Below are 23,577 nucleotides of genomic sequence, written 5' to 3' on the forward strand. Positions count from 1 at the left end.
CTATCAATACAACAAACTGTTATTCAATTATCTTAGGAACAATAAAAAAGTGATCAGCACTTAAAGGTGCATTTTTAAGAATAGCATCATTTACTTGTTTATCGCATAAAGGTATATCTTCTCTTAGAAAAGTTGATTCATCATTCATAGCAAATTTATCATCAACATTATCTGTATTTAACTCACTTAAATTATCAACAAAACTCACAATTTCAGAGAGCTGCTCTACAATCTCAGCTCTTTTATCATCTGAAATTTTTAAAAAAGATAATTTTTCCAATCTTGTTAATAGTGCATCATCTACTTGCATATAACAACCTTTGCATATTAATTTGCAAATATTGTAGCAAAAAAAATCTATCTATTTGATGAAACTTTAACAAAGTATACGATATTATTTTGAACTTTTTAATAATTATGTAAAAGAAGGATTTTTTTTGAGCTTACAAGAGAATATAAAGATGGTAAAAGAGGAATTAAACTCTGAAGAAAAGTTTTTTGAAAAAGCGGTAATGACTGAGAGATTTATTAAAAAATATAAAAAATTGATGATAGCTTCAGTAATTACAGTAGTGGTAATTGTTGGTGCAAATATAGCATATACTGCTAATAAAGAGAGTAAAATTGAAGCTGCTAATATTGCATTTTTTAATCTTCAAGCAGATCCAAAGAATAGTGCTGCACTTAATGAACTCAAAGAATTGAGTCCAAATTTACATGATGTATGGATTTATTCTCAAGCAATTGCAAATAAAGAGTTTCAAACAATTAAAAGTTTAAAAAATTCAAAAACATTGATTGTAAGTGATTTGGTAAAATATGAATTAGCGCAAGATCCTGCTTCTCTTGAAAATTATGCTTCAAAACAAGATGCTATATATAAAGATTTGGCACTGGTTCAGGCTGCCGTGATGCTTATCAAGGAAAATAAAATCAATGAGGCTAAAAACAAACTCTTAAAAGTTTCAAAAGAGTCTTCTTTAAAAAACATAGTGGCAGCTCTTATGCACTATGGAATAGAGTGATACTTTGAAAATTTTATTTTATATTTTATTACTTTTTACGGTTATTGTTTTTAGTGCATGCAGCTCTAAAGAGGTATATAAGCCGGTTTTTGTTCAAGATGATTGGAAATATTTTGGGGATAGTAATGTAACAATCAATGATATTTCAGCTAATGCTGCATTGGTAGAAAATCACAAAGTATTGGTAGATAAAAAAGTTATAGATATAAAGATTCCAAAAACCCATAAACTTTTAGGCTACAGTGACGGCTGGATTCTTAGTTCTAGCATTGATGGAAATTTAACACTTGTATATGCTGCTGATAGAAATATGACAGAAGAGTTTGATCTAAAGAGAACTATAGCAACGGCAAGCGTAAAGAATGATCTTTTGGCTGTACTATTTTCAAACAATGAGATGGCTCTTTACTCTATAGCAAGTAAGTCTTTGTTGTTAAAAGAGCAAGGTGAAGCACCAATAGTTGTTAATTCAAAAATTGTAAAACCTTATTTTAAAGATGATTTGGTTATTTTTTCAACTCTTGATGGAAAAATAGTTATTATTAACTCAAAAGAAAAGAAAAAACTAAGAAGTGTAATAGTCAGTAGTGAGAAGCACTTTAATAATGTTATATATTTTAATCTTATAGATAATAAAATTATTGCGGCAACAGGACATAAAATACTTTCATTGTCACAAAAAGAGATCAGATCGGCTTATGATATAAGAAATATTGTAGCTGATGATAAAAGCATATATTTGGCTACAAAACAGGGTGAGATAATCTCATTAACTTCAGATCTTCAGCAAAATGCAAAATTAAAGTTTCCGTTTGCTCATTTTTTAGGGATGATAATAAGTGGTGACAAGCTCTATGTTTTGGAAAAAGAGGGATATATTATAGAAATTTCAAAAGATTTATTAAAATACACAGTATACGAAGTTGATATAGATGATGGTTATGTCTATATAGATGATAAAATATTTTTTGTGGATAATAAATATATTTCGGTAGAGTAATAATGTCAAATGAGCTGGAAGCTTTTATAGAGTATGTAAGTATTATAAAGGCTCTTAGCAAAAAAAGTGTTGGGGCATATAAAAGTGATTTAATCGCTCTTGAAGAAACTCTTCACAAGCCGCTTATAACATTAGATTCAAATTCTCTTTTGAATGCTCTTAGTATTTATAAAAACAAAAGAACTTTAAATAGAAAGTTATCTTCTGTAAATGCTTTTTTTGATTTTTGTTATAAAAATCAATTTTCAACAGAAAAAACAAAATTTAAGTTTTCAAAAATCCCAAAACTTCTTCCAAAATTTCTTTCATACGAAGAGATACAAAATTCATTAAACCAAATAGACAGAAGCACTTTTTTAGGTCTTCGTGATTACGCGCTGATACTTTTTTTATATGCATCAGGAACCAGAATAAGTGAGTGTTTGGCTTTAAGAAGAGAAGATATTGATGGTGAATGGCTTCATATAAGACATGCTAAAGGCGAAAAAGAGCGTATGGTTCCAATAGCAAAAGTAGCTATAATGGCTATAGAAAATTATTTAAATGAGAAGAAAAAAGATACTTTGTTTATTTGGTCTAATTACAAAGGTGAGAAACTTAGCCGTATATCAGCATATAAAATAACTCAAAAATATTTAGGAGTATCTCCGCATGTGTTGCGTCACTCTTATGCAACATCGCTTATAACCGGAGGAGCTGATTTGAGAGTAGTGCAAGAGCTGCTGGGGCATGCATCTCTTTTGACTACACAGATTTACACACATATACAAAAACAGAATTTAAAAGAGACTGTTCAGGTTTGTCATCCTATGTCAAAGGAGCAGAAATGAACAAAGTAAATAACAGTTTTTTTTCCAGAGCATTTTTGGAATCACTCTTCTTTGTTCAAAATAAATGGCATCAACATGGAATTTTGATTCATACGCTTCGAGTTACATACTATATATTAAAAACTAGAAATTTTAAATTTTTTGCTGCCGGACTTTTGCATGATATTGGAAAACCTTTTGTTGCTTATAAAAAAGATGAAGAGGATATAAAATTTGGTGAATATAGTTTTACTGATCATGAAGAGAGAAGTTATAATATAATAAAAAATTGGTTTTTTATCAGTGATTACACTAAACTTATAGTTCGTTATCACTATCTTATAAGGGATTTGCAAAAGAGCAAAAAAGAGGATTTGCCCAGATATAGAAAGAAAAAAAAGATATGGGACTCTTTAAATCCAAAAATTAAAAAAGATTTAGCTAAATTTATCAAATTTGATGATTTAGGCAAAGGAAAGAAAAGAAGATAATTTAAGCATAAATATGGCAAAATTAACATTAAGTTTAATTTATTTTAAGGTTAAGACAATGATAAAAAAATTTATTCCTTTTTTAATAGTAATAGTTGCAGTTATACTGATTGTATCGCTCTTTTTATTTTTAGCATCATCAAAAAGAATGATTGTTGTGTATGAGGGAAATATAAAGCAGCTGCCAGTCAAGATGCAAGAAGGGTTTTATCAAGATAGTGAATGTGGTATGGTTATAGAAGATTTGCGCGATGCTTCACAGGTGGTTATTAAAAACGGCAAATGTTGGTTTTTTCATGATCACGGTGGATTTGTAAAATGGCTAGAGGATAAAGAGTTTAAAGATAGTGCAAAAATTTGGGTTATGAGCAGAGACACTAAAGAGTGGGTAGATGCAAGAAAAGCTTATTTTTCTCTAACAGATGATACACCAATGGGATATGGCTTTGGTGCTTATGAAAAAGCTGTTGATGGATATATAAATTTTGATACAATGCGTTTACGAGTTCTAAGAGGTGAAACTTTGCGTAATCCTCATATAAAAAAACAGCTTTTGGGAGATTGACAACTTAATATGGAAACAGTAAATATTATGAGCATTATAAGTATTGCATTTTTAGGCTCTTTTGGTCATTGTATTGGAATGTGCGGTGGTATTGTTTTAGCATATACAACAATTAAAATTGATCCAAAAAGTTCTAAGGTTTCTCAAAGTACGGCTCATCTTCTTTACTCATTAGGCAGAGTTTTTACATATTCAGTTCTTGGCGCAATATTTGGAGCATTGGGCGGTGTTGTCACATTTAACAACACTGCAAATGGAATGATGCTTATAATCGCTGGAGTTGCAATGATCCTTGCCGGGTTATCTTTAATGGGAAAAATAAAATTTTTAACACTTGTAGAGCACTCATTTTCATCGTCATCCATTTATAAAAACGCATTCAAAAAGGTGTTAAGCTCCGAGTCAAATTTTAGTTTTTTTGTTCTTGGTATGCTAAATGGTCTTTTGCCATGTGGATTTGTATACTTTTTTGCTATAACTGCAGCAAGTACTGCAGATCCATTTTATGGTGCTTTAGTTATGGCTATATTTGGATTAAGTACTATTCCTGCTATGTTTTCTCTTGGTTTTTTGGCATCTCTCTCAAGTGCAACAAACTTTAGAAATATAATGATGAGTCTCTCCTCTTTTGCCGTTATTCTTTATGGTTTATATACAGTTTATGACGGATATGATTATATAGTCAGGGCAGATAAAACATTGACAGAGTGTCACACTCAATAAACTTTTTGTATATCTTGCTATAATAAGCGTTAAAAAAGGTATCAGGTTTGAAAAGTTCAATAGTTGATAATAAAAAAATAAGTAAAACAGTTACGGTAATTGATACTTTTGGTTTTTTCTTTCGTAGTTTTTATGCACTTCCGCAATATCTTAAAAACAGAGATGGATTTCCAACAGGACTATTAACAGGTTTTATAAACTTTATCTCTACGCTTCAAAAACAGCATGATAGTGATTATCTGATTTTTGCCATTGATTCTGTAGGACCCACATTTAGAAATGAAATAGACTCAAATTATAAAGCACATCGTAAAGCTCCTCCTGAGGAGTTGACTATGCAGCTTCCAATTGCAATAGAGTGGATAGATAAGATGGGGTATAAAACTCTTGGCAAAGTTGGATATGAAGCTGATGATATGATAGCAACAGTTGTACACTTCGCTAAAGAGAAGGGTTACAATGTCAGAGTGGTTTCTCATGATAAAGATCTTTTTCAGCTTATAGATGACGGCAGAGTCGTTTTAGTGGATCCTATTAAGAAAAAGGTTATGGATGAAGATGGTTGTTTAGATAAATATGGCATCACTCCCAAACAATTTATAGATTATCAAGCAATTCTTGGTGATTCGGCTGACAATATACCAGGTGTTAAAGGTATAGGAAAAGTTGGAGCACAGAAGCTTTTAGCGGAGTATGAAAGTTTAGATAATATTTACGCAAATATAGAAAACATTAAACCGCCAAGTCTTCAAAAAAAACTTATTGAATCTAAGTATGCTGCTTATATGTCAAAAGAGCTGGTAACCCTTAAAGATAATGTTTTTGATAATTTTGATTTTGAAGATTATAAAATGGATGTAGAACACCCTTTTTTAAATATATATGATGAGCTTGTAAAATATGAGCAAAACGGTATTTTAAGAACTCTGCATGCTAAAAATATGGTTAGTCATGAAACACATCAAGAAGCAGTTAAAAAAATAGAAAAAGAGATACAAAACTCCAAAAAACTAGATTTTAAAACCATACTATTAACAAATGCAAAAGAGTTAGATAGGATTTTGAGTTTTATTGACAAAGATACAATTATTGCTTTTGATACGGAAACAACGGGTCTTGATTATGAAAATGACTCTTTGGTCGGTTTTAGCTTCAGTTTTAACAATACAGAATCCTATTATGTTCCAATCGCTCACTTTTATCTTGGCGTACCTGAACAGATAAGCAGAGATGATGCTGCAAAAGCTATAAGAAAAATATTTGATTCAAAAGTGGTTGGACATAACATAAAATTTGATCTGCATTTTGTAAGCAGATTTTTAAATGATGATAGCTTATCTATCTTTGCCGATTCTATGATACTTGCTTGGTTAGTAAATCCAGAAAATGCACTATCTCTTGATAAATTAGCCGACAAACTTTTGAATCATAAAATGATTTCTTATAAAGATACTGTTAAAAAAGGTGAAACTTTTGCTGCGGTTGAGCTTGAAAACGCATGTAAGTATGCTGCTGAAGATGCTATTATTACACTAAAACTCTATCATCTGCTTTTAGAAGAGTTAGAGCTTCAAAATGCTGCGCATCTTATTCAAGAGGCTCTAGAGGTTGAATTCCCTTTTATTACAACACTACTTAAGATGGAGAAAGAAGGCATAGAGGTAAACAGCTCCTTTTTAGAGCAGTTTCTTGTTGAGGTAAAAGATACTTTAAACCGTTTAACAAAAGATATTTACAAATTGGCAGGAAGAGAGTTTAACATCAATTCAACACAGCAGCTAGGTGTTATACTTTTTGAAGAACTTGAGCTTCCGACTGGAAAAAAAACAAAAACAGGCTACTCAACAAATGAGCAGGTTTTAAACTCTTTAAAAGATGAACATAAAATTATCTCTTATCTTTTAGAGTATCGTGAAGTTTATAAGCTCTCTTCAACATATATAGAGCCTTTGCTAAAACTAAGCCGTGAAGATAAGAGGAGCCGTGTTCATACATCTTTTGTTCAAACAGGAACAGCGACAGGACGATTAAGTTCAAAAAATCCAAATCTTCAAAATATACCTACAAGAACAGAGCTCGGAACAAAGATAAGAGAAGCTTTTGTTGCAGGCAAAGGTAAAAAACTTATAGGGATAGACTACTCCCAGATAGAGCTTAGACTATTGGCTCATTTTTCGCAGGACAAAGTTTTGATTGATGCATTTAATCATGACAGAGATATACATATGCAGACAGCGATAGCTCTATTTGGCGAAGAAGAGGCGGCTGAAAAAAGAAGTACTGCAAAAACTGTAAATTTTGGTTTGCTTTATGGCATGGGGCAAAAAAAGTTATCAGATACACTTGGTATTAGTACAAAAGAAGCAAAAGAGATAATAGAAAAATATTTCAACAGTTTTCCTACTGTTAGAGCATATTTTCGCTCTATTGTAGATTTTTCAAAAGAGTTTGGATATATTGAAACAATATTAAAACGCCGTAGATATTTTGATTATGAAAATGCTTCACCGATGTTAAAAGCTGCTTATGAGAGAGAGTCTGTAAACAGTGTATTTCAAGGAAGTGTCTCTGATATTATAAAACTAAGTATGAATAAAATCCATAAAACAATTGTAGATGAGGATTTAAAGGCTAAGATGCTTTTGCAAATTCATGATGAACTTATTTTTGAAGTAGATGAATCTGAAGCTGAAGTTTTAGGAGAGAGATTTAAAGAGATAATGGAAAGTATCACTGAGTTAAAAATTCCATTAAAAGCCAGTTTAAACATCGGTGACAACTGGAGTGAGTTAAAGTAGTGTTCTATGTTGAAACAGTATAAAGAAGCTATAGAAAAAAGCAATATTATTTCTAAGACAGATATAAATGGAGTTATAACCTTTGTCAATGATGAATTTTGCAATATAAGCGGTTATACAAAAAATGAACTGATAGGACAAAATCATAATATTATCAGACATCCAGATGTTGAGGATAAAATATATAAACTTTTATGGGAAACAATAAAGTATAAAAAAGTATATAAAGATACTCTTAAAAATTTAGCTAAAGATGGCTCTACATTTTATGTAAACACTACAATCATTCCTATTTTAGATAAAAATGAGAATATTATCGAATATGTAGCAATACGCTATGATACAACCAAAGAAATAGTTTTAAGAGAAGAACTTCAAAAAAAAGAGATAGAGTATGAAGAGTTAAACAAGAGTCTTGAAAAGATAGTAGAAGAGAAGACAAGAGAGTTAAAAGAGTTAAATCAAACACTAGAAGAGCGTGTACAAGATGAAATAGCAAAAAATGAGGAGAGACAGCGTGTTATGTTTTGGCAATCACGACATGCAAGTCTTGGTCAAATGCTTGCAAATATAGCTCATCAATGGAGACAACCGCTTACTGAGCTTAGTCTGGCAATGTTTAACATAAAAAAAGCTTTTCAAAATAATAGTGAAGATGGTGTGTCAAAATTTTATACTGAGAGTAAACATATTATTAGAAATATGTCAGAAACAATAGATGATTTTACAAACTTTTTTAATCCTCATAAAGAAAAACACTATTTTAATATTAGTGACAGCATAAGAGAGTCTCTTGTACTCTTAGAAAGCATTATAGATGATGAGATGATAACTGTTAAAACAAATTTTGAAGATATAGAAGTTCTTGGTATTACAAATGAGCTTACTCAAGTCATAATAAATTTAGTCAATAATTCAAAAGATGCATTTATATACAATAGTATTCTTTTAAGAGAAATAAGTATAATTACTAAAAAAGAGAATAATTTTGCAGTAATAGAGGTGCAAGATAATGCCGGCGGAATAGCAAAAGAGAATTTAGAAAAGATTTTTGAACCCTATTTTACTACAAAACATAAAAGCCGCGGTACCGGGTTAGGGTTGTTTATGTCAAGGATGATCTGTGAGCAGGGATTAAACGGCACACTTGATGTAAAAACTAAAAAATATACAACAATATTTAGTATAAAAATTCCACTGGATTAAAATGAAAAACAGATCATTAAAAGATATTAAAGTTTTATTTGTAGAAGATGAGGAAAATCTTGCAAGGCTTTTAAAAGAGGCTATTGGTGATAATTTTCATAGTTTTATACTTGCTACAGACGGCATTAACGGTATAGAGCTTTTTAAAAAAACAAAGCCTGATATTGTTATAACAGATATTATGATGCCTCGTCTTTCAGGACTTGATATGGCAAAAGAGTTAAAGCGGATTAATCCAAAAATACCAATTATTATACTTAGTGCTTTTAGTGAAAAAGAGAAGTTGTTTAGTGCTATTGATATAGGAATTACAAAATATTTTTTAAAGCCATTTGATATAGATGAACTACTAGATTATATCAGCAGCATTGCTCCAAGACTTAGCACTAAACTGGTAAATTTAAATGAAGGTTTTGTATTTAATAAAACTACAAACTCTCTCTATAAAAATGAGAGATTCGTTCCTCTTTCAAAAAATGAAACAAAATTTTTATGGTTATTGTTAGATAATCAAAACAGAGTAGTAGACGACAGTATAATCAAAGAAGAGTTATGGGGTGAAAATGTCAGTGATGAGAGAGTAAGAACTTTTATAAGACGCTTTAGAGCAAAGACCTCAAAAAAATTGATAAAAAATGTAAAAGGAGTTGGTTATCAACTCTCTTTTAGCGAAAATTAGTTCTTTGAATTTTCGGTTTGTAGTGAGGGTCTTCTCCCTCTACTGTCCAAAGTTTTTTAGATAAATAACTAACAGCGTCAAAAAAACTATTATCTACATATTGCCAAAAATCCAAATCTTCAAACTCTTCTTTAAGCAGCTTTTTTTCATATTCAAAATTTTGCATATTTTCTAGTTTTGGCAGTAATATATAGCTATTTGTTTCAAGATTTGCAAGAATCCATAAAGATAAAAAATCTTCAGAGTAGTGAATTAAAATATCATTTGCATACTCTTCAAAATTTGTATATCCACTTTTTTCAAAAAGGTCTATAATAAGTGAGAGTACTTTATGTAGATGAACAAAAGGAACCATTGAAAAGAGCTGCCTGCTGACTGATTTTCCATCTGAATGCAGAGCTCCAAGAAAAACTCTAGCTCCTCCTTCTGTGTCTCCGAAATTATTTGTTTTTAATCCGATAAGACCTATATCAGTATGTCTATGTCTTCCGCAACCTTTAGCACAACCAGAGAAGCCGACTTGTATGCGATATTTATTTATCTTTTCTAAGGGAAGATAGCTTGTTTCATCCTTGATACTCCAAACAGCGTAGGGGCAAAGATTACCCGCACATGCAATTATGGTTTCACTAAGGGCAGGAGAGTTAAGAGTGGTTGAGGGCTCTTTTAAACCGATAATATAGATATTTTGATCTATACCAAATCTAATCTCTGCACTATTTTTTGTTGCATATAGAGCAATATCTTTTATCTCGTCAGCTGTAAGTCTTGAAAAATCAGTTTGATAACAAAAGCCAAATCTTTTATCTTTGAGTTTATGAAATTTAGAGAACTCTTTTTTTTCTAGTATAAGTTCCCCTTCACCCTGAAAATCTTTTTTGTACTCTTTTTGGATAAAAGCTTTCAAACCATCCATTCCAATATCTTCAATCATATGAAAAATACGGGTTTTAGCTCTAGAAAATCTGGAGCCGTGAAGATAGAATGCTTCAATAAAAGCTTTAAAAAAATCAAATACTTCATCTTTTTGCAAAAAGATATCGGCACTTTGCGCTACTTCTGTATTTTTACCGCCCATGTAGACATTAAAACCTAACTGATTCTCTTTTTTTGCGAGTGCAAAATAGATGTCATTTGCAAAAAAAGAGGTAACATTTGCACGATTGCCAGATATTCCTACTGATATACGGCGAGGAAGCATACCTACATAGCGAGGATTTTTTACAATATAATCTTGCATTTGCAGCACAATAGGATAAACTTCAATCTCAGAATATATCCCGCAGCCATCATACGGGTCTGTAACTATATTTCTAACATTGTCACCAAAACTCTGCCATGTAGAAATGCCAAGAGCATTTATGCGTTTATGAATTTCTAAAACATTGTCAGCTTCTATGTCATGAAGCTGTATTCCGCCTCTTGCAGTTAAAATAATCGTTAAATCATACTCTTGCACAATATCTGCTATTTTTTGAAATTGTTCAGTGCTGATTCTGCCGCCTGGAACACGAATACGCAGAGTAAATTCATCTTCTAAAAAATCGGTATTAAATATTCCGAAATCTTGAAGATAAAATCTATCTCCCTCTCCAAGATTTTCAAAATCTATATTTTCAAAATCTTTATAATAATCTATTGGTTTTAATTGAGCTTTATAACGCTCTCTCTTGTTTAGTTTATTTTCCATATCTGTATTTTAGCTAATAATTAAAATAAATTCTATGTATATTTATTATCTATAAACGATATTGATATCATTTTGTAGAAGTGATCTGTCAAATTTAAATTTTGGAGTTTGAAGATTTCCAATATTAGAACCTGTATCCAAAAATTCTTGAATATAGTAGCTGTTTTTATAACCGCGTTTTTTTAAATCATCTATAATTTTATTAATATCATCAGCATCTAATAAATCATTATGAATCGTAGTTCTGGCTTCAAATGGTAATTTGCTTTTTATCAAAAAATCAAGAGTTTGAGAAAATTCATCATATCTGTTAGAGTGTGTTATTTGTGTAAATTTTGCTTCTGGAGCTTTGTAGTCAAGTGCCACATAATCCAAAAGATTTAGTGCAACAAGCTCTTTTACAATTAAAAAATTTGTTCCATTAGTATCTAATTTTATTTTAAATCCAAGTTGTTTTATCTTGCGGCAAAATGGGATTAAATCATGTGTTGTGGCTTCACCGCCAGATAAAACAACTGCTTCAAGCAGACCAACTCTTGTTTTTAAAAAATCGAGAATATTTTCATAGCTGTACTTCCCATCTTTGGCAAAAACTATATCTTTGTTGTAGCAGTAATCACATCGCATATTGCACCCACTAAACCACACTATACATGATAGGTGGTCTGGATAATCCAAGTGGGTGAATGATGTTAAATCATATATAACCTTAGCACTCAGCGAATTGTTTTCTCTGTTTGTGCTCACCAGTTTTCCCTACATTAAAACTCTCAACAGGTCTGTGATAACCCATAACTCTTGTGTAAACGATACACTTTTGTCTTTTGTCTTTTAACATAGCTAAAGCTTCATTTTTACTCATTTTTTTTCACCTCCTTTATTAAGATGCGACTGTGATTTCGCTTAAAAGCTCTTCATCACATTTCGGACAATACTCATGTTCTCCTGGAATATATCCATGTTTAGGACAAACAGAGAATAACGGAGTTACTGTAATGTAAGGCAGTCTATAGTTAGAAATTACATTTTTAACCAGTTTTCTACAAGCTTCTGTTGAACTTATAGCCTCTTTCATATAGAGGTGAAGTACCGTTCCTCCCGTATATTTACACTGTAAATCATCTTGTAAATCCAAAGCTTTAAACGGGTCATCTGTTAAATCAACAGGAATTTGAGATGAGTTTGTATAGTAGATGTTTTCTCCCATGCCTGCTTGAATAATAGAATCCCCGTATCGTTTTTTATCCTCTTTAGCAAATCTATAAGTTGTTCCTTCAGCAGGAGTTGCTTCTAGATTGTAAAGATTTCCTGTTTCTTCTTGAAACTCAACCATTCTGTCACGGATATGTTCAAGAAGCTCAATTGCAAATTCTTCTCCGCGCTTGTCTGCTATATCATAGCTATCGCTTGTGAAATTTCTAATCATCTCATTCATACCATTGACACCAATGGTTGAGAAGTGATTTCTAAATCCTGGCAAGTAGCGTTTAGTATATGGGAAAAGACCTCTATCATACATATCTTGGATAAATACTCGCTTCTTCTCAAGTGTAGATTTTGCCATTTCCATAAGTTCGTCTAAGCGTTTATAAAGAGCTTCTTTATCACCTTTGTAGAGAAAACCTAAACGGGCCATATTGATAGTAACAACACCGATTGAACCAGTCATCTCAGCTGAGCCGAATAAGCCGCCGCCACGCTTGAGAAGCTCACGCAAATCTAATTGCAAGCGGCAGCACATTGAACGAACATGCCCTGGTTTGTATGCTTCAGGATTCTCTACTAAGTTTCCATTCTCATCTCTTTTGAATTGTGAACCGATAAAGTTTTGAAAGTATGACGAACCTACTTTTGCAGTGTTTTCAAACAAAATATCTGTATTTTCGCCATACCAGTCAAAGTCCTCAGTAATGTTTACTGTCGGAATCGGAAATGTAAAGGGCTGACCTGTCAAGTCACCCTCAGTCATAATTTCGTAGTAGGCTTTGTTAATGAGATTCATCTCTGTTTGAAAATGTTTGTATGTCATCTCTTCAAGAGATTTTGCACCTCTGTGTTTTGCCTCTTCTTCAAGTTCGCTGTCAAGAAGATCTTTAAAAAGATGCTGCTGATTTGATGTCGGTGTTTGGTCTTTTAAGTCAGCAGGAACTGTCCAGTCTATCGTAATATTTGTAAATGGCGATTGACCCCAGCGTGCAGGTACATTTAAGTTGTACACAAAACTTCTAACAGCTTTTTTAATGTCATAAAAAGAGAGTTTATCTTTAAATGCATAAGGTGCCAGATATGTATCAAAAGAACTAAATGCCTGTGCACCCGCCCATTCACTTTGCAAGATACCTAAGAAGTTTGCCATTTGACCCAGTGCTTCACGAAAATGTTTAGGCGCACCGCTTTCAACTCTTCCTCTTACTCCGTTAAAACCTTCATCAAGCAATACTCTTAAACTCCAGCCTGCACAATATCCAGTAAGACAGTCGAGGTCGTGGATATGGTAGTCACCATTGCGATGAGCATACCCTTCCTCTTTTGAATATATTTTATCAAGCCAGTAGTTTGCGATTACTTTACCTGCGGTGTTATTGACAAGACCTGCATTAGAGTAACCGGTGTTTGAATTGGCCTTTATGCGCCAATCTGTTCCGCCAATATACTCTTCTATAGTTTGAGTAGAGCTAATGTATGTCGTATCTTCATCGAGCATATGCTCTCTTTGCATTTTATGAGTATGGCGATAAACCATAAAAGATTTCATAACATCATAATATCTAGCTTTATAAAGCTCTTTTTCGATTAAATCTTGTACATCTTCAACAGCAACGACTCTTCTTGTCTTCAAGTCGTCAAGAACATTGAAAAATACAGAACTATCATAAGTAATATTTTGAGACTTGAAAGCTTTTTTGACAGCATCTTCAATTTTAAAAGGTAAAAATTCTTTATATGTGCCATCTCTTTTTAAAATATTTTCAACCATGATAGCTCCTCTTTAAAATAATTTACGCAGTTTATAAGATAAGAAGTTAAAAACTTATAATAAAATATGTCACTTTTGCGTCACTAAAAGCTCTATTAATTGTCACAGGGTATAATTTTAATATAGTAAAAAAAGTAAAAAAATTTTAAAAATTTGATATAACTGTTTCAGTGATAAAAATTATAAAATATATGGGAGAAACAATGAAAAAATATCTTATAACTTCCAAAGAATTTTATACAAATAATTCAGAAAGTTTTTGTTCAATTTTACAAAAACAGTTTAAAAAACACAAGCCGCATTATGCTCTTTACAGAGATAAACTAAATAAAAATTATGACAAACAGGCTGCGGATTTCGTAAAAACTTGTTCAGAATTTGAAAATATTAAAAGTTTTATACATCAAAATACAAAACTGGCAAAGGAGTTAAATGCAACAGGCATTCATCTTACTTCTACCCAGTTTGAAGAGATTGAAAGTGCTAAAGAATTGGGACTGGAAGTTATTGTTAGCACGCATACTTATATGGAAGTTTTACAGGCTCAAAAACTTGGTGCTGATGCAGTTACATACAGCCCTATATTTTCTTCTCCGGGAAAAGGTGAACCAAAAGGGATAGATGATTTAAAAAAGCTTTTAAATATATGTGATATAAAAGTTTTTGCCCTTGGAGGTATTGTAGAAAAGGCGCAAATAGATCTTATTGCCAAAACAAAAGCGTATGGTTTTGCTTCAATTAGATATTTTCAATAAAGGTATTTTTACTAAAACTTGCACCTGCAAGATAGCCGCTTGCAAAGCTCCATTGGAGATTATAGCCTCCACATGGACCGTCAAGATTTAAGATTTCTCCGCAAAAGTATAATCCATCTACTATTTTGCTCTGCATTGTTTTTGGGTTTATCTCTCTTAAATCAACTCCGCCGCGGGTTATCATAGCCATCTTAAAGCCTTCATGCCCTATAACTGTCAGCGGTGTCCAGGCAAGAAGATTTATAAGTTTTGCTCTTTGTTCTCCTGCTATTTTTTTGTATGATAAATGAGCTTCTACTCCTGCCAGTTTGCAGATTTCATTTGAAAGCTCAAGAGGGAGAAGAGTGTTTACAAGTTCAAGTATAGTTAAGTGTGGAGCTTTTGAAAACAGTTCTTTTAAATACTTTGTTATTTGCTCTTCATTCATCCCTTTTGTGAAGTTTAACAAAATTGGCACTTCGCCGTATTTTTCTAAAAGCGGGGTTAAATCTCTTGCCGCGTCAAGCACGACCGGACCGCGTATACCGTTTTTTGTAAAAATAAGATCTCCGTATACCTTTATTTTGCTCTGTTTTTTCATATCAACTCTAAGTTCAACTTTGGCTATTGTGTCAGCTCTGCAATTTTTAACCCACTTCTCTTTTGTATAAAGCGGCATCATAGCCGGGTACAGCTGGGTAACTTTGTGCCCAAGCTCTTGTGCCATTTTATATCCATCTCCATCAGCTCCGAGAGTAGGGTATCCAAGCCCGCCAGTTGCTACAATGACTCTTTTTGTGTTAAAAATATTATTTGTAGTTTGAATACCGCTTATTTGATTATTTATAACTAAAAGCTTTTCGACTCTTTGCGATACCAAAACCTCTACACCGACTCTTTGCATCTCATCTATAAGAGCAGATATGATTGTTGATGAGTTGTGCGAGGTTGGAAAAACCCTAAAACCATCAGGCGCATGAGTATCCACTCCTATCTCTTTAAAAAAGTTTATAAGTGTTTTATAATCAAACTCTTTTAAAGCATCTTGCATAAAGCGGCCGTTACGCCCAAATTTTGACATGAACTCTTCATTGTTCAGAGTGTTTGTCAGGTTACAGCGTCCGCCTCCTGTAGCTTTTAGTTTTGAGGCTATTTGGGGCAGTTTTTCTAAAAGTAAAACTTTATCATTCAATCTTGCTGCAGTTATTGCTGCAATTATTCCCGCCGCACCGGCACCGACAACTATAAGGTCATATCTCTGTTTTAATTTCATAGCGCAATTTTAGTATAATTCGCTTTATGAAAACATATTATGGTGATAGAGAGAAGTGTTATAGTTGTTACAGACCCAAAAGTTCATGCATGTGCGGATATGTTAATCCTATAGAGACAAAGACAAAGTTTGTAATACTTATGCATCCAAAAGAGTTTAAAAAAGTAAAAAACGGTACGGGGCATTTAACTCACCTGTCTCTTAAAAACTCAGAACTTTTTGTTGGCATTGATTTTACAAACAATGGTGCTATAAATGAGATAATCTCAACATATCAAAGTTATATACTTTATCCATCAAAAGATGCCATTAATATAAGTGTGAAAAGCAGAGATTTTGAAAAAAATATTGATAATACAAAAGATATGGCAATATTTATTATAGATTCGACTTGGGCATGTTCGCTTAAGATGATAAGAGAGTCTAAAAATTTGCAAAATATAAAACATATAAGTTTTGAAACATCAAGAGTTTCACAGTTTAAGATAAAAGAGCAGCCTGCTGAGTACTGTTTATCAACAATAGAGTCAACTTTAATAGTTTTGGAACTTTTGAAAAAATGGGAGATTGAGAGTCTCCATAAAGATGATTTAGATAAATTTTTAAATCCATTTTATAAAATGATTGATTATCAAATAGAGTGTATAGAAAATTCATTTAGAAATGCAGTAAGATATAGAGAAAAAAATATTAATTAATTATATTGTTTTAAATTTTAATGATATAATTTATAAATAAAAATTTCTTATAATAAAGGTTCATAAATGAAACTATGTAAAGTTCTAGGAAGCAGTATAGCGGCTCTACTTTTAAGTACAGCTCTTTTAGCATCAGAGGGAGCAACTCACTGGGGATATACCGGACACGAAGGTCCTGATAACTGGGGCACACTTTCTGCTGATTACAGTATGTGTAAAGATGGTAAAAGCCAATCTCCTATAAATATTACTTCAGAAGTAACTGTTGAAGCAGAGAATATGCAGAAGATCGGGTTTGACTATAAGACAGGTATATCATCTGTGATAAACAACGGTCATACTATTCAGGTTAATTTTGATGCGGGAAGCAGTATTACTGTAGATAGTATCAAGTTTCCGCTTATTCAGTTCCACTTTCACACACCAAGTGAGAATCAGATAGACGGCAAAGAGTTCCCTCTTGAAGGTCACTTTGTTCATGCAACAAAAGATGGCTCTTTAGCGGTTGTAGGGTTGATGTTCGAAGACGGAGCAGAAAATCCGTTTCTAAAAAAAGTGTGGGCTAAAATGCCTAAGAAAGCTGGTGGCAAAGAGTCTTTGAGTATCTCTGCGGATGAAGTAAATGCGCTTTTGCCAGAAGATAAAGATTACTACAGATTTAACGGTTCATTAACGACTCCGCCGTGCAGCGAGGGTGTCAGATGGCTTGTTCTTAAAAACTACTCTACTATCTCAAAGGGGCAGACAAAAGAGTTTTTAGATACTTTCCATCACGCTAACAACAGACCGATCCAGCCTATTAACGCTAGAAAAGTAATAGAGTAGAAGTAATAACTCTCCTCTTAAGGGGAGAGTTACTTATTAAACATTATTGAGCCGAGACGAACCATATTTGAACCGCACTCGATAGCCAGCTCAAAATCACCGCTCATCCCCATAGAACAGATCGTAGCACCATCTAACTGCTTATAGATGTCATAAGTTGTCTCAAAACTCTTTTTTATTACCGCTTTATCTTCGGTATGCGCACCGATGCTCATAACGCCTCTTAAGTGGATATTTGGACACTCTTTTTTTATCTGGTTGTAAATTGCAACCGCATCTTCTGGCATTACGCCGTGTTTGGACTCCTCTTTTGCAGAGTTTATCTGAAGAAGCGCCTCCAGTGTCATCTCTCTTGCTTCAAGTTTCTTTTGCAGCTCATGTGCAAGCTCTAGCGAATCAAGTCCATGAAAAAGAGCAGGGTTGATGTCCAGAAGGTTGTTTATCTTGTTTTTTTGCAGATTTCCTACAAAGTGCCACTCCAGCGGCAGGTCTTCAAGCTCACTGCTTTTTGCTCTTAGATCTTGAACTTTGTTCTCCCCAAAAGCTCTTTGACCAATTCTATATAATTTTTCTATCTCTTTGGTTGTAGAGTATTTGCTAATTGCAACAATTTTAATAATCTGATATTCGCTAAATTTAACTCTTGCAGACTCAACCCGTCTGATAATATCATCTATATAAATTTTGTATTCTTCGTCATTCATTTTTTATCCTATTAGTCTATTTATATCGTTGTAAATTCCAAGCCCCATAAGTGAAAAGAGAATTACCCATCCTGCAATAGTCAGCTTTATCATAATCTCTTCGCTTACCTCTCTTCTAAGTATAAGCTCATAAAGATTAAACATTATATGCCCGCCGTCAAGTGCCGGAATGGGAAGCAGATTTAAAACGCCAAGATTTACAGATATAAGAGCAGCAAAAAAAAGAACACTCATCCAGCCCGCATCTGTCGCGTCGGAAGTAAGTTTTACTATAGATATAACACCTCCAAGCTCTTTTGCCGGCACTTCTCCGACAATGAGTTTTTTAAGTCCTGTAAAAATAAGACTCGATGCTTGAATGGTTTGATCAGTTGCATAGGAGAGTGTTTCGCCTGGGTTCAATTCAAGTTTATGAGAAACTCCTGCACTGCCGATTCCAATCATCTTCTTCTCAATCACTTCGTTAAACATATTTGTTGTCTGCGTGATTTTTGGCATAAGTGTTATAAAGTGAATATATCCTGCTCTCTCAAGTTCTATATTTAAAGAACCTTCTGATTTTTCAATAATTTCTGCCATCTCTTTCCATGTAGTGATTTCTACGCCGTTAATGGAACGAATGGTGTCATTTGTTTCTAATCCTGCAACAAAAGCGGGAGAATCTTTTACAACTTCGCCAATTACAGGTGAAAGAATATTTGGTCCGCCTAAAGCTATTATAAAGTAGAGAAAAAATGCTAAAACAAAGTTTGCAAGAGGACCTGCTAGAAGAATAAATATCTTTTGAGATGGTGTTTTTACATTGTAACTGTCTATATCATAACTTTTTTTAGAGGGATCACTATCATCTTGTCCTTTCATTTTGACATAACCGCCAAGAGGAAAAAGTGCTAATTTCCATTCAGTGCCCCATTTATGAAAAGAAGCTATTTTTCGTCCAAAACCAATACTGAAAGTTTCAATATAAACACCCATCGCGCGGGCTGCAAAATAGTGTCCTAATTCATGAAAAAATATAAGTGCAGATAGAACTAAAAGAGATACTATAAAACTCATTACTTTTTAACTCCCAAGAGTGCTCTTCTAAACTCCCAAAGATATTCAAAGCCTGAGTAGAGCGTGAGCACGACTGCCAACCAGAGAAGTTCACTTCCAAGGGGCCAGTGCATAAGCAAAAATCCGATGGCAATCATCTGTACAACGGTTTTTACCTTTCCTGCCCATGATGCTTTTACGCTTAACCCCTCACTTACGGCTACGGTGCGGATTCCGGTTATAAAAAGCTCGCGGATGATGATAATGTAGATAGCCCATGCATTTGCTTCTCCTATCATCATAAGCCCTAAAAATGCGGCAATTATAAGCATCTTATCAGCAAGAGGATCAATAATGGCACCAAGCATTGTCATCTGATTCCACTCTCTTGCGATGTAACCGTCAAAAAAGTCCGTAACACTTGCCAGCACAAAAAGAAGCGAAGCAAAGTAGTAGTTCCATGTTATATGGTAACCATTGTCAGTAAAATAGTCGGGATTCAAAATAACCCAAAACATAAACGGTGCTAAAAAAATGCGTGAAAACGCTAGTATATTAGGAAGATTTAACAAAAATTACCTTATTTATTTATTGGTGTATTTTAACTTTTTGGCTCTTAATTTAGGCTTGATATTATAATTATGCTTGACAATAGATTTGCATCTTGGATACTATAGATTTAAAAATTTAGAATTAAGAGAAAAGATGGATTTACATAAAATAGAGGAGAAGATATTATCTTATACTTCGTTTATTGATGAGATTGGAGTAATTATATTTAATGGTTATCCTTTTGCATTTGTTTATCCTGATTTTAATGCTTTAAAAGAAGCAAAAATTATAAATATAGAAGATGAGATAAAATGGTATGCAATTGAGCTTTACAATATGAAAGCTCTTGAGCAAGAGAAGGTAAAGGGCTATAAAATTTTAACAAAACCGCTTGTAAAGACAAAATCAGGCGAGATTGACAAGACGGTGCTTAAAGAATTTCTTGTATCAGATAAAAACGATAATATTTCAACTCAAGATGAACCCAGTGATGAGGTATATAAAATTTTAAAATCATATATAGCAACTTTGACTAAAAAAGAGATCTTGCCATCTTCTCATCTCGAACTTGACCTTGAACTTGATTCGCTTAATTATGTAGAGCTTTTTGTTTTTATTGAAGAGAGTTTTGGAGTAAAAATAGATGAAGCTGCTTTCTCAAAAATTATGAAACTTGAGTCACTCTATAGTTACATAAAAGTCAATGCAAAAAAGATAGGAGTTGTCAAACCAGAATGGGATGAACTGCTAAGAGAGCAAAGCAGTGAAAAACTAGTATACTCTCCTTTTATTATGTCTCTATATAAGACTCTTCTTTATCCGTTTTTTAGGTTATATTTTCGCTTTGAAGTCAGAGGGATTGAAAATATTTCATCAAAGGCATGCATAATAGCGCCTTCACATCAGAGTATGCTTGACGGATTTTTGATAGAGTCCGCATTGCCGTACAAAACTTTAAAAAAAACCTTTTTTCTGGCATATAAACAGGTCTTTGGTACAAAACTCTTAAAGCCTATTGCAAAACATGGACAGACCATCTTGATAGATGCAAACGAAAACCTTAAAGAGACGATGATCTACTGCGCACTTCCTATAAGAAGCGGAAATAATCTAGTGATTTTTCCTGAGGGGGCTAGAACAAGAGATAGAGAACTTTTGGAGTTTAGACCATACTTTGCTATGCTCTCTAAAACATTTAAGACACCCATCATCCCAGTTGTAATTGACGGCAGTTTTGAAGCACTTAGAGCAGGAATGCTTTTCCCAAGACCAAGAAAAATAAGGGTGACATTTTTAGAGCCTATAGAGCCGCACTCTATGGAGTATGGCGAGATAGTAAAGAGAGTTAGAGATGCTATAGAGCGCGAGCTTAAACGCTCTAGAAAAGAGCATCTTTGAGCTCTTTTTCTCCTTTTTTCTCATCTACGAAGTAGAGCAGAATTGCGCCTATAATAAACAAAATAGAGATAGAGGCGATAGATACTCTTGAGTTTTGGGATACAAGTGCTACAATGGCTATAAGAAGAGGTCCGAAAATCGCCGCAAATTTGCCTATAAAGTTGTAAAAACCGAAAAACTCGGCGGAGTATCCCTCTGGAATCATCCTTGAGTAGTATGAGCGGCTAAGTGCCTGAATACCGCCTTGAACAAGAGCGATCATCACTGCAAGCATATAAAATTCCCAAACCTCCATCATCTGAGCCGCCCATATAATTATAAATAGATAGATAGCGATGGCAAGATAAATCGCACCCTTTGTGCCCATGATTTCAGATATTTTAGTAAAGAGAAGCGTTGCGGGAAATCCGACAAACTGAACAAGTAAAAGAGCTAAAATAAGGTTTGAAGAGTCAAATCCAAGCGCCATTCCGTAATCTACCGCCATCCTGATAATTGTATCTACGCCGTCTATGTAGAGCCAGTAGGCTACTAAAAAGAGGGATAGATGTCTAAGCTGCCTGATCTTAGAGAAAGTTTTTTTTAGTCGTAAATATCCATCTTTTAGTTTTGTCGTTGCAGCTGCGTTGGTGCTTTTGTCCTCCTTTACGAACAGAAGGAGGGGGATGGAGAAGAGCGCCCACCAGAGCGCGACACTTACGAATGATGCTTTTATGGCAGCGGCTTGGTTTTCAAACCCAAAAAATTCAAAATCCTGAAACATCCAGACATTTATGCTAAAGAGTACTCCCCCGCCGAGATAGCCGAGCGAAAAGCCAAGCCCCGAGACAAAATCGACACTTTTTTTGGTTGAGACGGATTTTAAAAGCCCGTCATAAAATATGTTTGAGCCCATAAAACCTATATTGCCTAGAATATATATAAAAAGTGCCGCCTGCCACTCTCCTACTCCAACAAGAGAGAGCATTGCGCTCATCAATATGCCGAGATAAGCAAATAGGAAAAGATATCTTTTTTTAAGAGAGTGAACATCCGCAATAGAGCCCAGGAGCGGAGCGATAAGCACGATTACAAGGCTCGATATTGAGCTGGCAATCCCAAGATGGGCGGTACTAGTGGTAACCGCTACATCTGCACTGTAGTATGATTTGAAAAAGAGTGGGAAAAAGCCTGCCATAACGGTTGTTGCGTATGCAGAGTTCGCCCAGTCGTAAAGTGCCCACGAGTAGATGGTTTTTTTACTCTCTTGCATAGATGCCGCCTCTTTTAATTTCGCACCAATTTTACCACAAAAGATGAGATTGGATAAAATAAATGATAGAATAGTGCATGAAATTTTTAGAACTAATGAAGAAAAAGGGTCTTGTCGCCGCTCACAGAGGTGCACGCTCTATCGCACCCGAAAACACTCTTTCGGCGTTAAAAAAGAGCATAGGAAAGTGTGATTTTATAGAGATAGATGTTCAGCTAAGCAAAGATAGGACAGTTATAGTTATGCATGATAATACGCTTCAAAGAACTACCAATATAGCCGAAATCGACTCTTTTAGAGATAAAAAACCCTACAGAGTTTGCGATTTTATGTTTGAAGAACTTTGCATGTTGGATTATGGAAGCTGGTTTTACAAATATAAAAATCATAAAGAGCCACTTTTGACTCTTAAGAGGGCATTAGAATTTATAAAAGAGAATAGTCTGTTTATAAATATTGAAATTAAAGATATGTCTAACTGTTTTGAGGATAGAATAGTTATAGAAACAATTGCAAAAGAGATAGAAGAGGCAGGAGTACAGGAGCGTGTTTTGATCTCATCGTTTAGGCATGAATATTTAATAATAGTTAAAGAAAAGCTGCCAAATGTGCCCAGCGCAGCTTTGGTTGAGGGAAGAGATCCTGATAATCTTCTTGAGTATCTAAAGAGTTTGAAGGTAGATGCTTATCATATTGATAATGCCTTAGTAGATAAAACAAAAGTTAAAATGTTAAGAGAAATCGGTTTTTTTGTAGGTGTTTATACAGTAAATAATCCTCAGCTGGCAAAAGAGCTTTTTGAGATCGGTGTTAATTACATATTTAGTGATTGTTTAAATAAAAAATTAAAAGTGATATAGTTTATGAATTATGAAAAGTTTGAAAAAGCTCTTGAAGCTTTAGATATAGTGACGCGTATAACACAGGCTGAATTAAAAGAGAAGTATCTTAAATTATCAAAAATATATCATCCTGATATGCCACAGGGTGATGCAAAAAAGTTTAAAGAGATAAATGAAGCCTATAAGCTTATAAATAAGTATATGCAAAATTTTAGATTTGTTTTAGATGAAGAAGAGTTTTATAAGCAGTACCCTTTTTCAAGAAAATCAAAAGATTGGTTTTATGATTTTTAGACAATAA

General features: G+C 33.6%; 23 protein-coding genes and 1 pseudogene. 15 read left to right on the plus strand and 9 right to left on the minus strand.

Going from position 1 to position 23,577, the window contains the following annotated elements; genetic code table 11:
• Positions 1-19: 19 nt before the first annotated feature.
• The gene (gene gatC / locus CVO_RS03725) at positions 20-310 is read right to left on the minus strand and encodes an Asp-tRNA(Asn)/Glu-tRNA(Gln) amidotransferase subunit GatC (RefSeq protein WP_152299495.1); all 291 of its coding nucleotides are present in this window, start codon (positions 308-310) and stop codon (positions 20-22) included.
• A 127-nt stretch (positions 311-437) separates the two neighbouring features.
• On the opposite strand from gatC, the gene CVO_RS03730 reads away from it, so the two are divergent.
• The 9 genes from CVO_RS03730 to CVO_RS03770 all read left to right on the plus strand — a co-directional run bounded on the left by CVO_RS03730 (position 438) and on the right by CVO_RS03770 (position 9,296).
• Positions 438-1,025: a tetratricopeptide repeat protein gene (locus tag CVO_RS03730; RefSeq protein ID WP_159570060.1), complete on the plus strand. Its 588-nt coding sequence runs from the start codon at positions 438-440 to the stop codon at positions 1,023-1,025.
• A gap of 4 nt (positions 1,026-1,029) precedes the next feature.
• Complete coding sequence (locus CVO_RS03735; protein WP_159570062.1) at positions 1,030-2,025, plus strand: hypothetical protein; 996 nt, start codon at positions 1,030-1,032, stop codon at positions 2,023-2,025.
• 2 nt (positions 2,026-2,027) lie between these two features.
• The gene (locus CVO_RS03740; protein WP_159570064.1) at positions 2,028-2,855 is read left to right on the plus strand and encodes a tyrosine-type recombinase/integrase; all 828 of its coding nucleotides are present in this window, start codon (positions 2,028-2,030) and stop codon (positions 2,853-2,855) included.
• Entirely contained in the window at positions 2,852-3,325 is a 474-nt protein-coding gene (locus CVO_RS03745; protein WP_159570066.1) for an HD domain-containing protein, read from the plus strand. The genes CVO_RS03740 and CVO_RS03745 overlap by 4 nt, the downstream gene beginning before the upstream one ends.
• A gap of 58 nt (positions 3,326-3,383) precedes the next feature.
• The gene (locus tag CVO_RS03750; RefSeq protein ID WP_152299490.1) at positions 3,384-3,890 is read left to right on the plus strand and encodes a hypothetical protein; all 507 of its coding nucleotides are present in this window, start codon (positions 3,384-3,386) and stop codon (positions 3,888-3,890) included.
• A 9-nt stretch (positions 3,891-3,899) separates the two neighbouring features.
• Complete coding sequence (locus tag CVO_RS03755; RefSeq protein ID WP_159570069.1) at positions 3,900-4,613, plus strand: sulfite exporter TauE/SafE family protein; 714 nt, start codon at positions 3,900-3,902, stop codon at positions 4,611-4,613.
• Between the two features lie 77 nt (positions 4,614-4,690).
• A complete protein-coding gene (gene polA / locus CVO_RS03760) occupies positions 4,691-7,411 on the plus strand; it encodes a DNA polymerase I (RefSeq protein WP_159572116.1) in 2,721 nt (906 codons plus the stop codon).
• 6 nt (positions 7,412-7,417) lie between these two features.
• Positions 7,418-8,617: a PAS domain-containing sensor histidine kinase gene (locus tag CVO_RS03765; RefSeq protein WP_159570072.1), complete on the plus strand. Its 1,200-nt coding sequence runs from the start codon at positions 7,418-7,420 to the stop codon at positions 8,615-8,617.
• Position 8,618: 1 nt separating this feature from the next.
• Positions 8,619-9,296, plus strand: coding sequence for a response regulator transcription factor (locus tag CVO_RS03770; RefSeq protein ID WP_152299487.1), 678 nt, complete (start codon positions 8,619-8,621; stop codon positions 9,294-9,296).
• Here CVO_RS03770 and CVO_RS03775 read toward each other — a convergent pair.
• From CVO_RS03775 to CVO_RS03790, 3 genes and pseudogenes are all read right to left on the minus strand, one after another.
• Entirely contained in the window at positions 9,283-10,986 is a 1,704-nt protein-coding gene (locus CVO_RS03775; RefSeq protein ID WP_159570074.1) for a ferredoxin-like domain-containing protein, read from the minus strand. The genes CVO_RS03770 and CVO_RS03775 overlap by 14 nt on opposite strands.
• Positions 10,987-11,031: 45 nt before the next feature.
• A complete protein-coding gene (locus tag CVO_RS03780) occupies positions 11,032-11,733 on the minus strand; it encodes an anaerobic ribonucleoside-triphosphate reductase activating protein (protein ID WP_159570076.1) in 702 nt (233 codons plus the stop codon).
• A pseudogene (locus CVO_RS03790) lies at positions 11,696-13,963 on the minus strand (ribonucleoside triphosphate reductase). Before CVO_RS03790 ends, CVO_RS03780 begins: the two are co-directional and overlap by 38 nt.
• A gap of 203 nt (positions 13,964-14,166) precedes the next feature.
• On the opposite strand from CVO_RS03790, the gene CVO_RS03795 reads away from it, so the two are divergent.
• Complete coding sequence (locus tag CVO_RS03795) at positions 14,167-14,718, plus strand: thiamine phosphate synthase (protein WP_152299482.1); 552 nt, start codon at positions 14,167-14,169, stop codon at positions 14,716-14,718.
• Here the strand turns inward: CVO_RS03795 and CVO_RS03800 are convergent.
• Positions 14,702-15,970, minus strand: a complete 1,269-nt coding sequence (locus CVO_RS03800; protein ID WP_159570079.1) for a BaiN/RdsA family NAD(P)/FAD-dependent oxidoreductase — start codon at positions 15,968-15,970, stop codon at positions 14,702-14,704. The genes CVO_RS03795 and CVO_RS03800 overlap by 17 nt on opposite strands.
• 26 nt (positions 15,971-15,996) lie before the next feature.
• On the opposite strand from CVO_RS03800, the gene CVO_RS03805 reads away from it, so the two are divergent.
• A complete protein-coding gene (locus CVO_RS03805; RefSeq protein WP_159570081.1) occupies positions 15,997-16,668 on the plus strand; it encodes a tRNA-uridine aminocarboxypropyltransferase in 672 nt (223 codons plus the stop codon).
• Positions 16,669-16,734: 66 nt separating this feature from the next.
• Positions 16,735-17,493, plus strand: coding sequence for a carbonic anhydrase (locus CVO_RS03810; RefSeq protein WP_159570083.1), 759 nt, complete (start codon positions 16,735-16,737; stop codon positions 17,491-17,493).
• Positions 17,494-17,522: 29 nt separating this feature from the next.
• On the opposite strand, the gene CVO_RS03815 is transcribed toward CVO_RS03810, so the two are convergent.
• Genes CVO_RS03815 through pgsA form a run of 3 tightly spaced genes read right to left on the minus strand, consistent with a single transcriptional unit; the run spans position 17,523 to position 19,804 of the window.
• The gene (locus CVO_RS03815; protein ID WP_159570085.1) at positions 17,523-18,197 is read right to left on the minus strand and encodes a YggS family pyridoxal phosphate-dependent enzyme; all 675 of its coding nucleotides are present in this window, start codon (positions 18,195-18,197) and stop codon (positions 17,523-17,525) included.
• A gap of 3 nt (positions 18,198-18,200) precedes the next feature.
• Positions 18,201-19,253, minus strand: a complete 1,053-nt coding sequence (rseP, locus tag CVO_RS03820; protein WP_159570087.1) for an RIP metalloprotease RseP — start codon at positions 19,251-19,253, stop codon at positions 18,201-18,203.
• Positions 19,253-19,804: a CDP-diacylglycerol--glycerol-3-phosphate 3-phosphatidyltransferase gene (pgsA, locus tag CVO_RS03825; RefSeq protein ID WP_152299476.1), complete on the minus strand. Its 552-nt coding sequence runs from the start codon at positions 19,802-19,804 to the stop codon at positions 19,253-19,255. Before pgsA ends, rseP begins: the two co-directional genes overlap by 1 nt.
• Before the next feature lie 73 nt (positions 19,805-19,877).
• On the opposite strand from pgsA, the gene CVO_RS03830 reads away from it, so the two are divergent.
• Complete coding sequence (locus CVO_RS03830; RefSeq protein WP_241691006.1) at positions 19,878-21,182, plus strand: lysophospholipid acyltransferase family protein; 1,305 nt, start codon at positions 19,878-19,880, stop codon at positions 21,180-21,182.
• Here CVO_RS03830 and CVO_RS03835 read toward each other — a convergent pair.
• On the minus strand, positions 21,163-22,434 hold the full coding sequence (locus tag CVO_RS03835; protein WP_159570089.1) for an MFS transporter: 1,272 nt from the start codon (positions 22,432-22,434) through the stop codon (positions 21,163-21,165). The two genes, CVO_RS03830 and CVO_RS03835, sit on opposite strands and share 20 nt — an antisense overlap.
• Positions 22,435-22,511: 77 nt before the next feature.
• Between CVO_RS03835 and CVO_RS03840 the strand changes: the two genes are divergently transcribed.
• Together CVO_RS03840 and CVO_RS03845 are read left to right on the plus strand one after the other, a co-directional pair.
• Complete coding sequence (locus CVO_RS03840) at positions 22,512-23,294, plus strand: glycerophosphodiester phosphodiesterase (protein WP_159570091.1); 783 nt, start codon at positions 22,512-22,514, stop codon at positions 23,292-23,294.
• A gap of 3 nt (positions 23,295-23,297) precedes the next feature.
• The gene (locus CVO_RS03845; RefSeq protein WP_152299472.1) at positions 23,298-23,570 is read left to right on the plus strand and encodes a DnaJ domain-containing protein; all 273 of its coding nucleotides are present in this window, start codon (positions 23,298-23,300) and stop codon (positions 23,568-23,570) included.
• Positions 23,571-23,577: the final 7 nt, after the last annotated feature.

This window comes from Sulfurimonas sp. CVO (assembly GCF_009883775.1).
Lineage (GTDB): Bacteria > Campylobacterota > Campylobacteria > Campylobacterales > Sulfurimonadaceae > Sulfurimonas > Sulfurimonas xiamenensis.

Bases quoted from the DNA above. Each gene is read 5' to 3' on its own strand.
- CVO_RS03845 (WP_152299472.1), top strand. From the start codon at position 23,298: ATGAATTATGAAAAGTTTGAAAAAGCTCTTGAAGCTTTAGATATAGTG.
- CVO_RS03765 (WP_159570072.1), top strand. From the start codon at position 7,418: ATGTTGAAACAGTATAAAGAAGCTATAGAAAAAAGCAATATTATTTCT.
- CVO_RS03750 (WP_152299490.1), top strand. From the start codon at position 3,384: ATGATAAAAAAATTTATTCCTTTTTTAATAGTAATAGTTGCAGTTATA.
- rseP (WP_159570087.1), bottom strand. From the start codon at position 19,253: ATGAGTTTTATAGTATCTCTTTTAGTTCTATCTGCACTTATATTTTTT.
- CVO_RS03745 (WP_159570066.1), top strand. From the start codon at position 2,852: ATGAACAAAGTAAATAACAGTTTTTTTTCCAGAGCATTTTTGGAATCA.
- CVO_RS03795 (WP_152299482.1), top strand. From the start codon at position 14,167: ATGAAAAAATATCTTATAACTTCCAAAGAATTTTATACAAATAATTCA.
- CVO_RS03840 (WP_159570091.1), top strand. From the start codon at position 22,512: ATGAAATTTTTAGAACTAATGAAGAAAAAGGGTCTTGTCGCCGCTCAC.
- CVO_RS03775 (WP_159570074.1), bottom strand. From the start codon at position 10,986: ATGGAAAATAAACTAAACAAGAGAGAGCGTTATAAAGCTCAATTAAAA.
- CVO_RS03805 (WP_159570081.1), top strand. From the start codon at position 15,997: ATGAAAACATATTATGGTGATAGAGAGAAGTGTTATAGTTGTTACAGA.
- CVO_RS03815 (WP_159570085.1), bottom strand. From the start codon at position 18,197: ATGAATGACGAAGAATACAAAATTTATATAGATGATATTATCAGACGG.
- CVO_RS03755 (WP_159570069.1), top strand. From the start codon at position 3,900: ATGGAAACAGTAAATATTATGAGCATTATAAGTATTGCATTTTTAGGC.
- CVO_RS03740 (WP_159570064.1), top strand. From the start codon at position 2,028: ATGTCAAATGAGCTGGAAGCTTTTATAGAGTATGTAAGTATTATAAAG.
- CVO_RS03770 (WP_152299487.1), top strand. From the start codon at position 8,619: ATGAAAAACAGATCATTAAAAGATATTAAAGTTTTATTTGTAGAAGAT.
- CVO_RS03800 (WP_159570079.1), bottom strand. From the start codon at position 15,970: ATGAAATTAAAACAGAGATATGACCTTATAGTTGTCGGTGCCGGTGCG.
- CVO_RS03835 (WP_159570089.1), bottom strand. From the start codon at position 22,434: ATGCAAGAGAGTAAAAAAACCATCTACTCGTGGGCACTTTACGACTGG.
- gatC (WP_152299495.1), bottom strand. From the start codon at position 310: ATGCAAGTAGATGATGCACTATTAACAAGATTGGAAAAATTATCTTTT.
- CVO_RS03810 (WP_159570083.1), top strand. From the start codon at position 16,735: ATGAAACTATGTAAAGTTCTAGGAAGCAGTATAGCGGCTCTACTTTTA.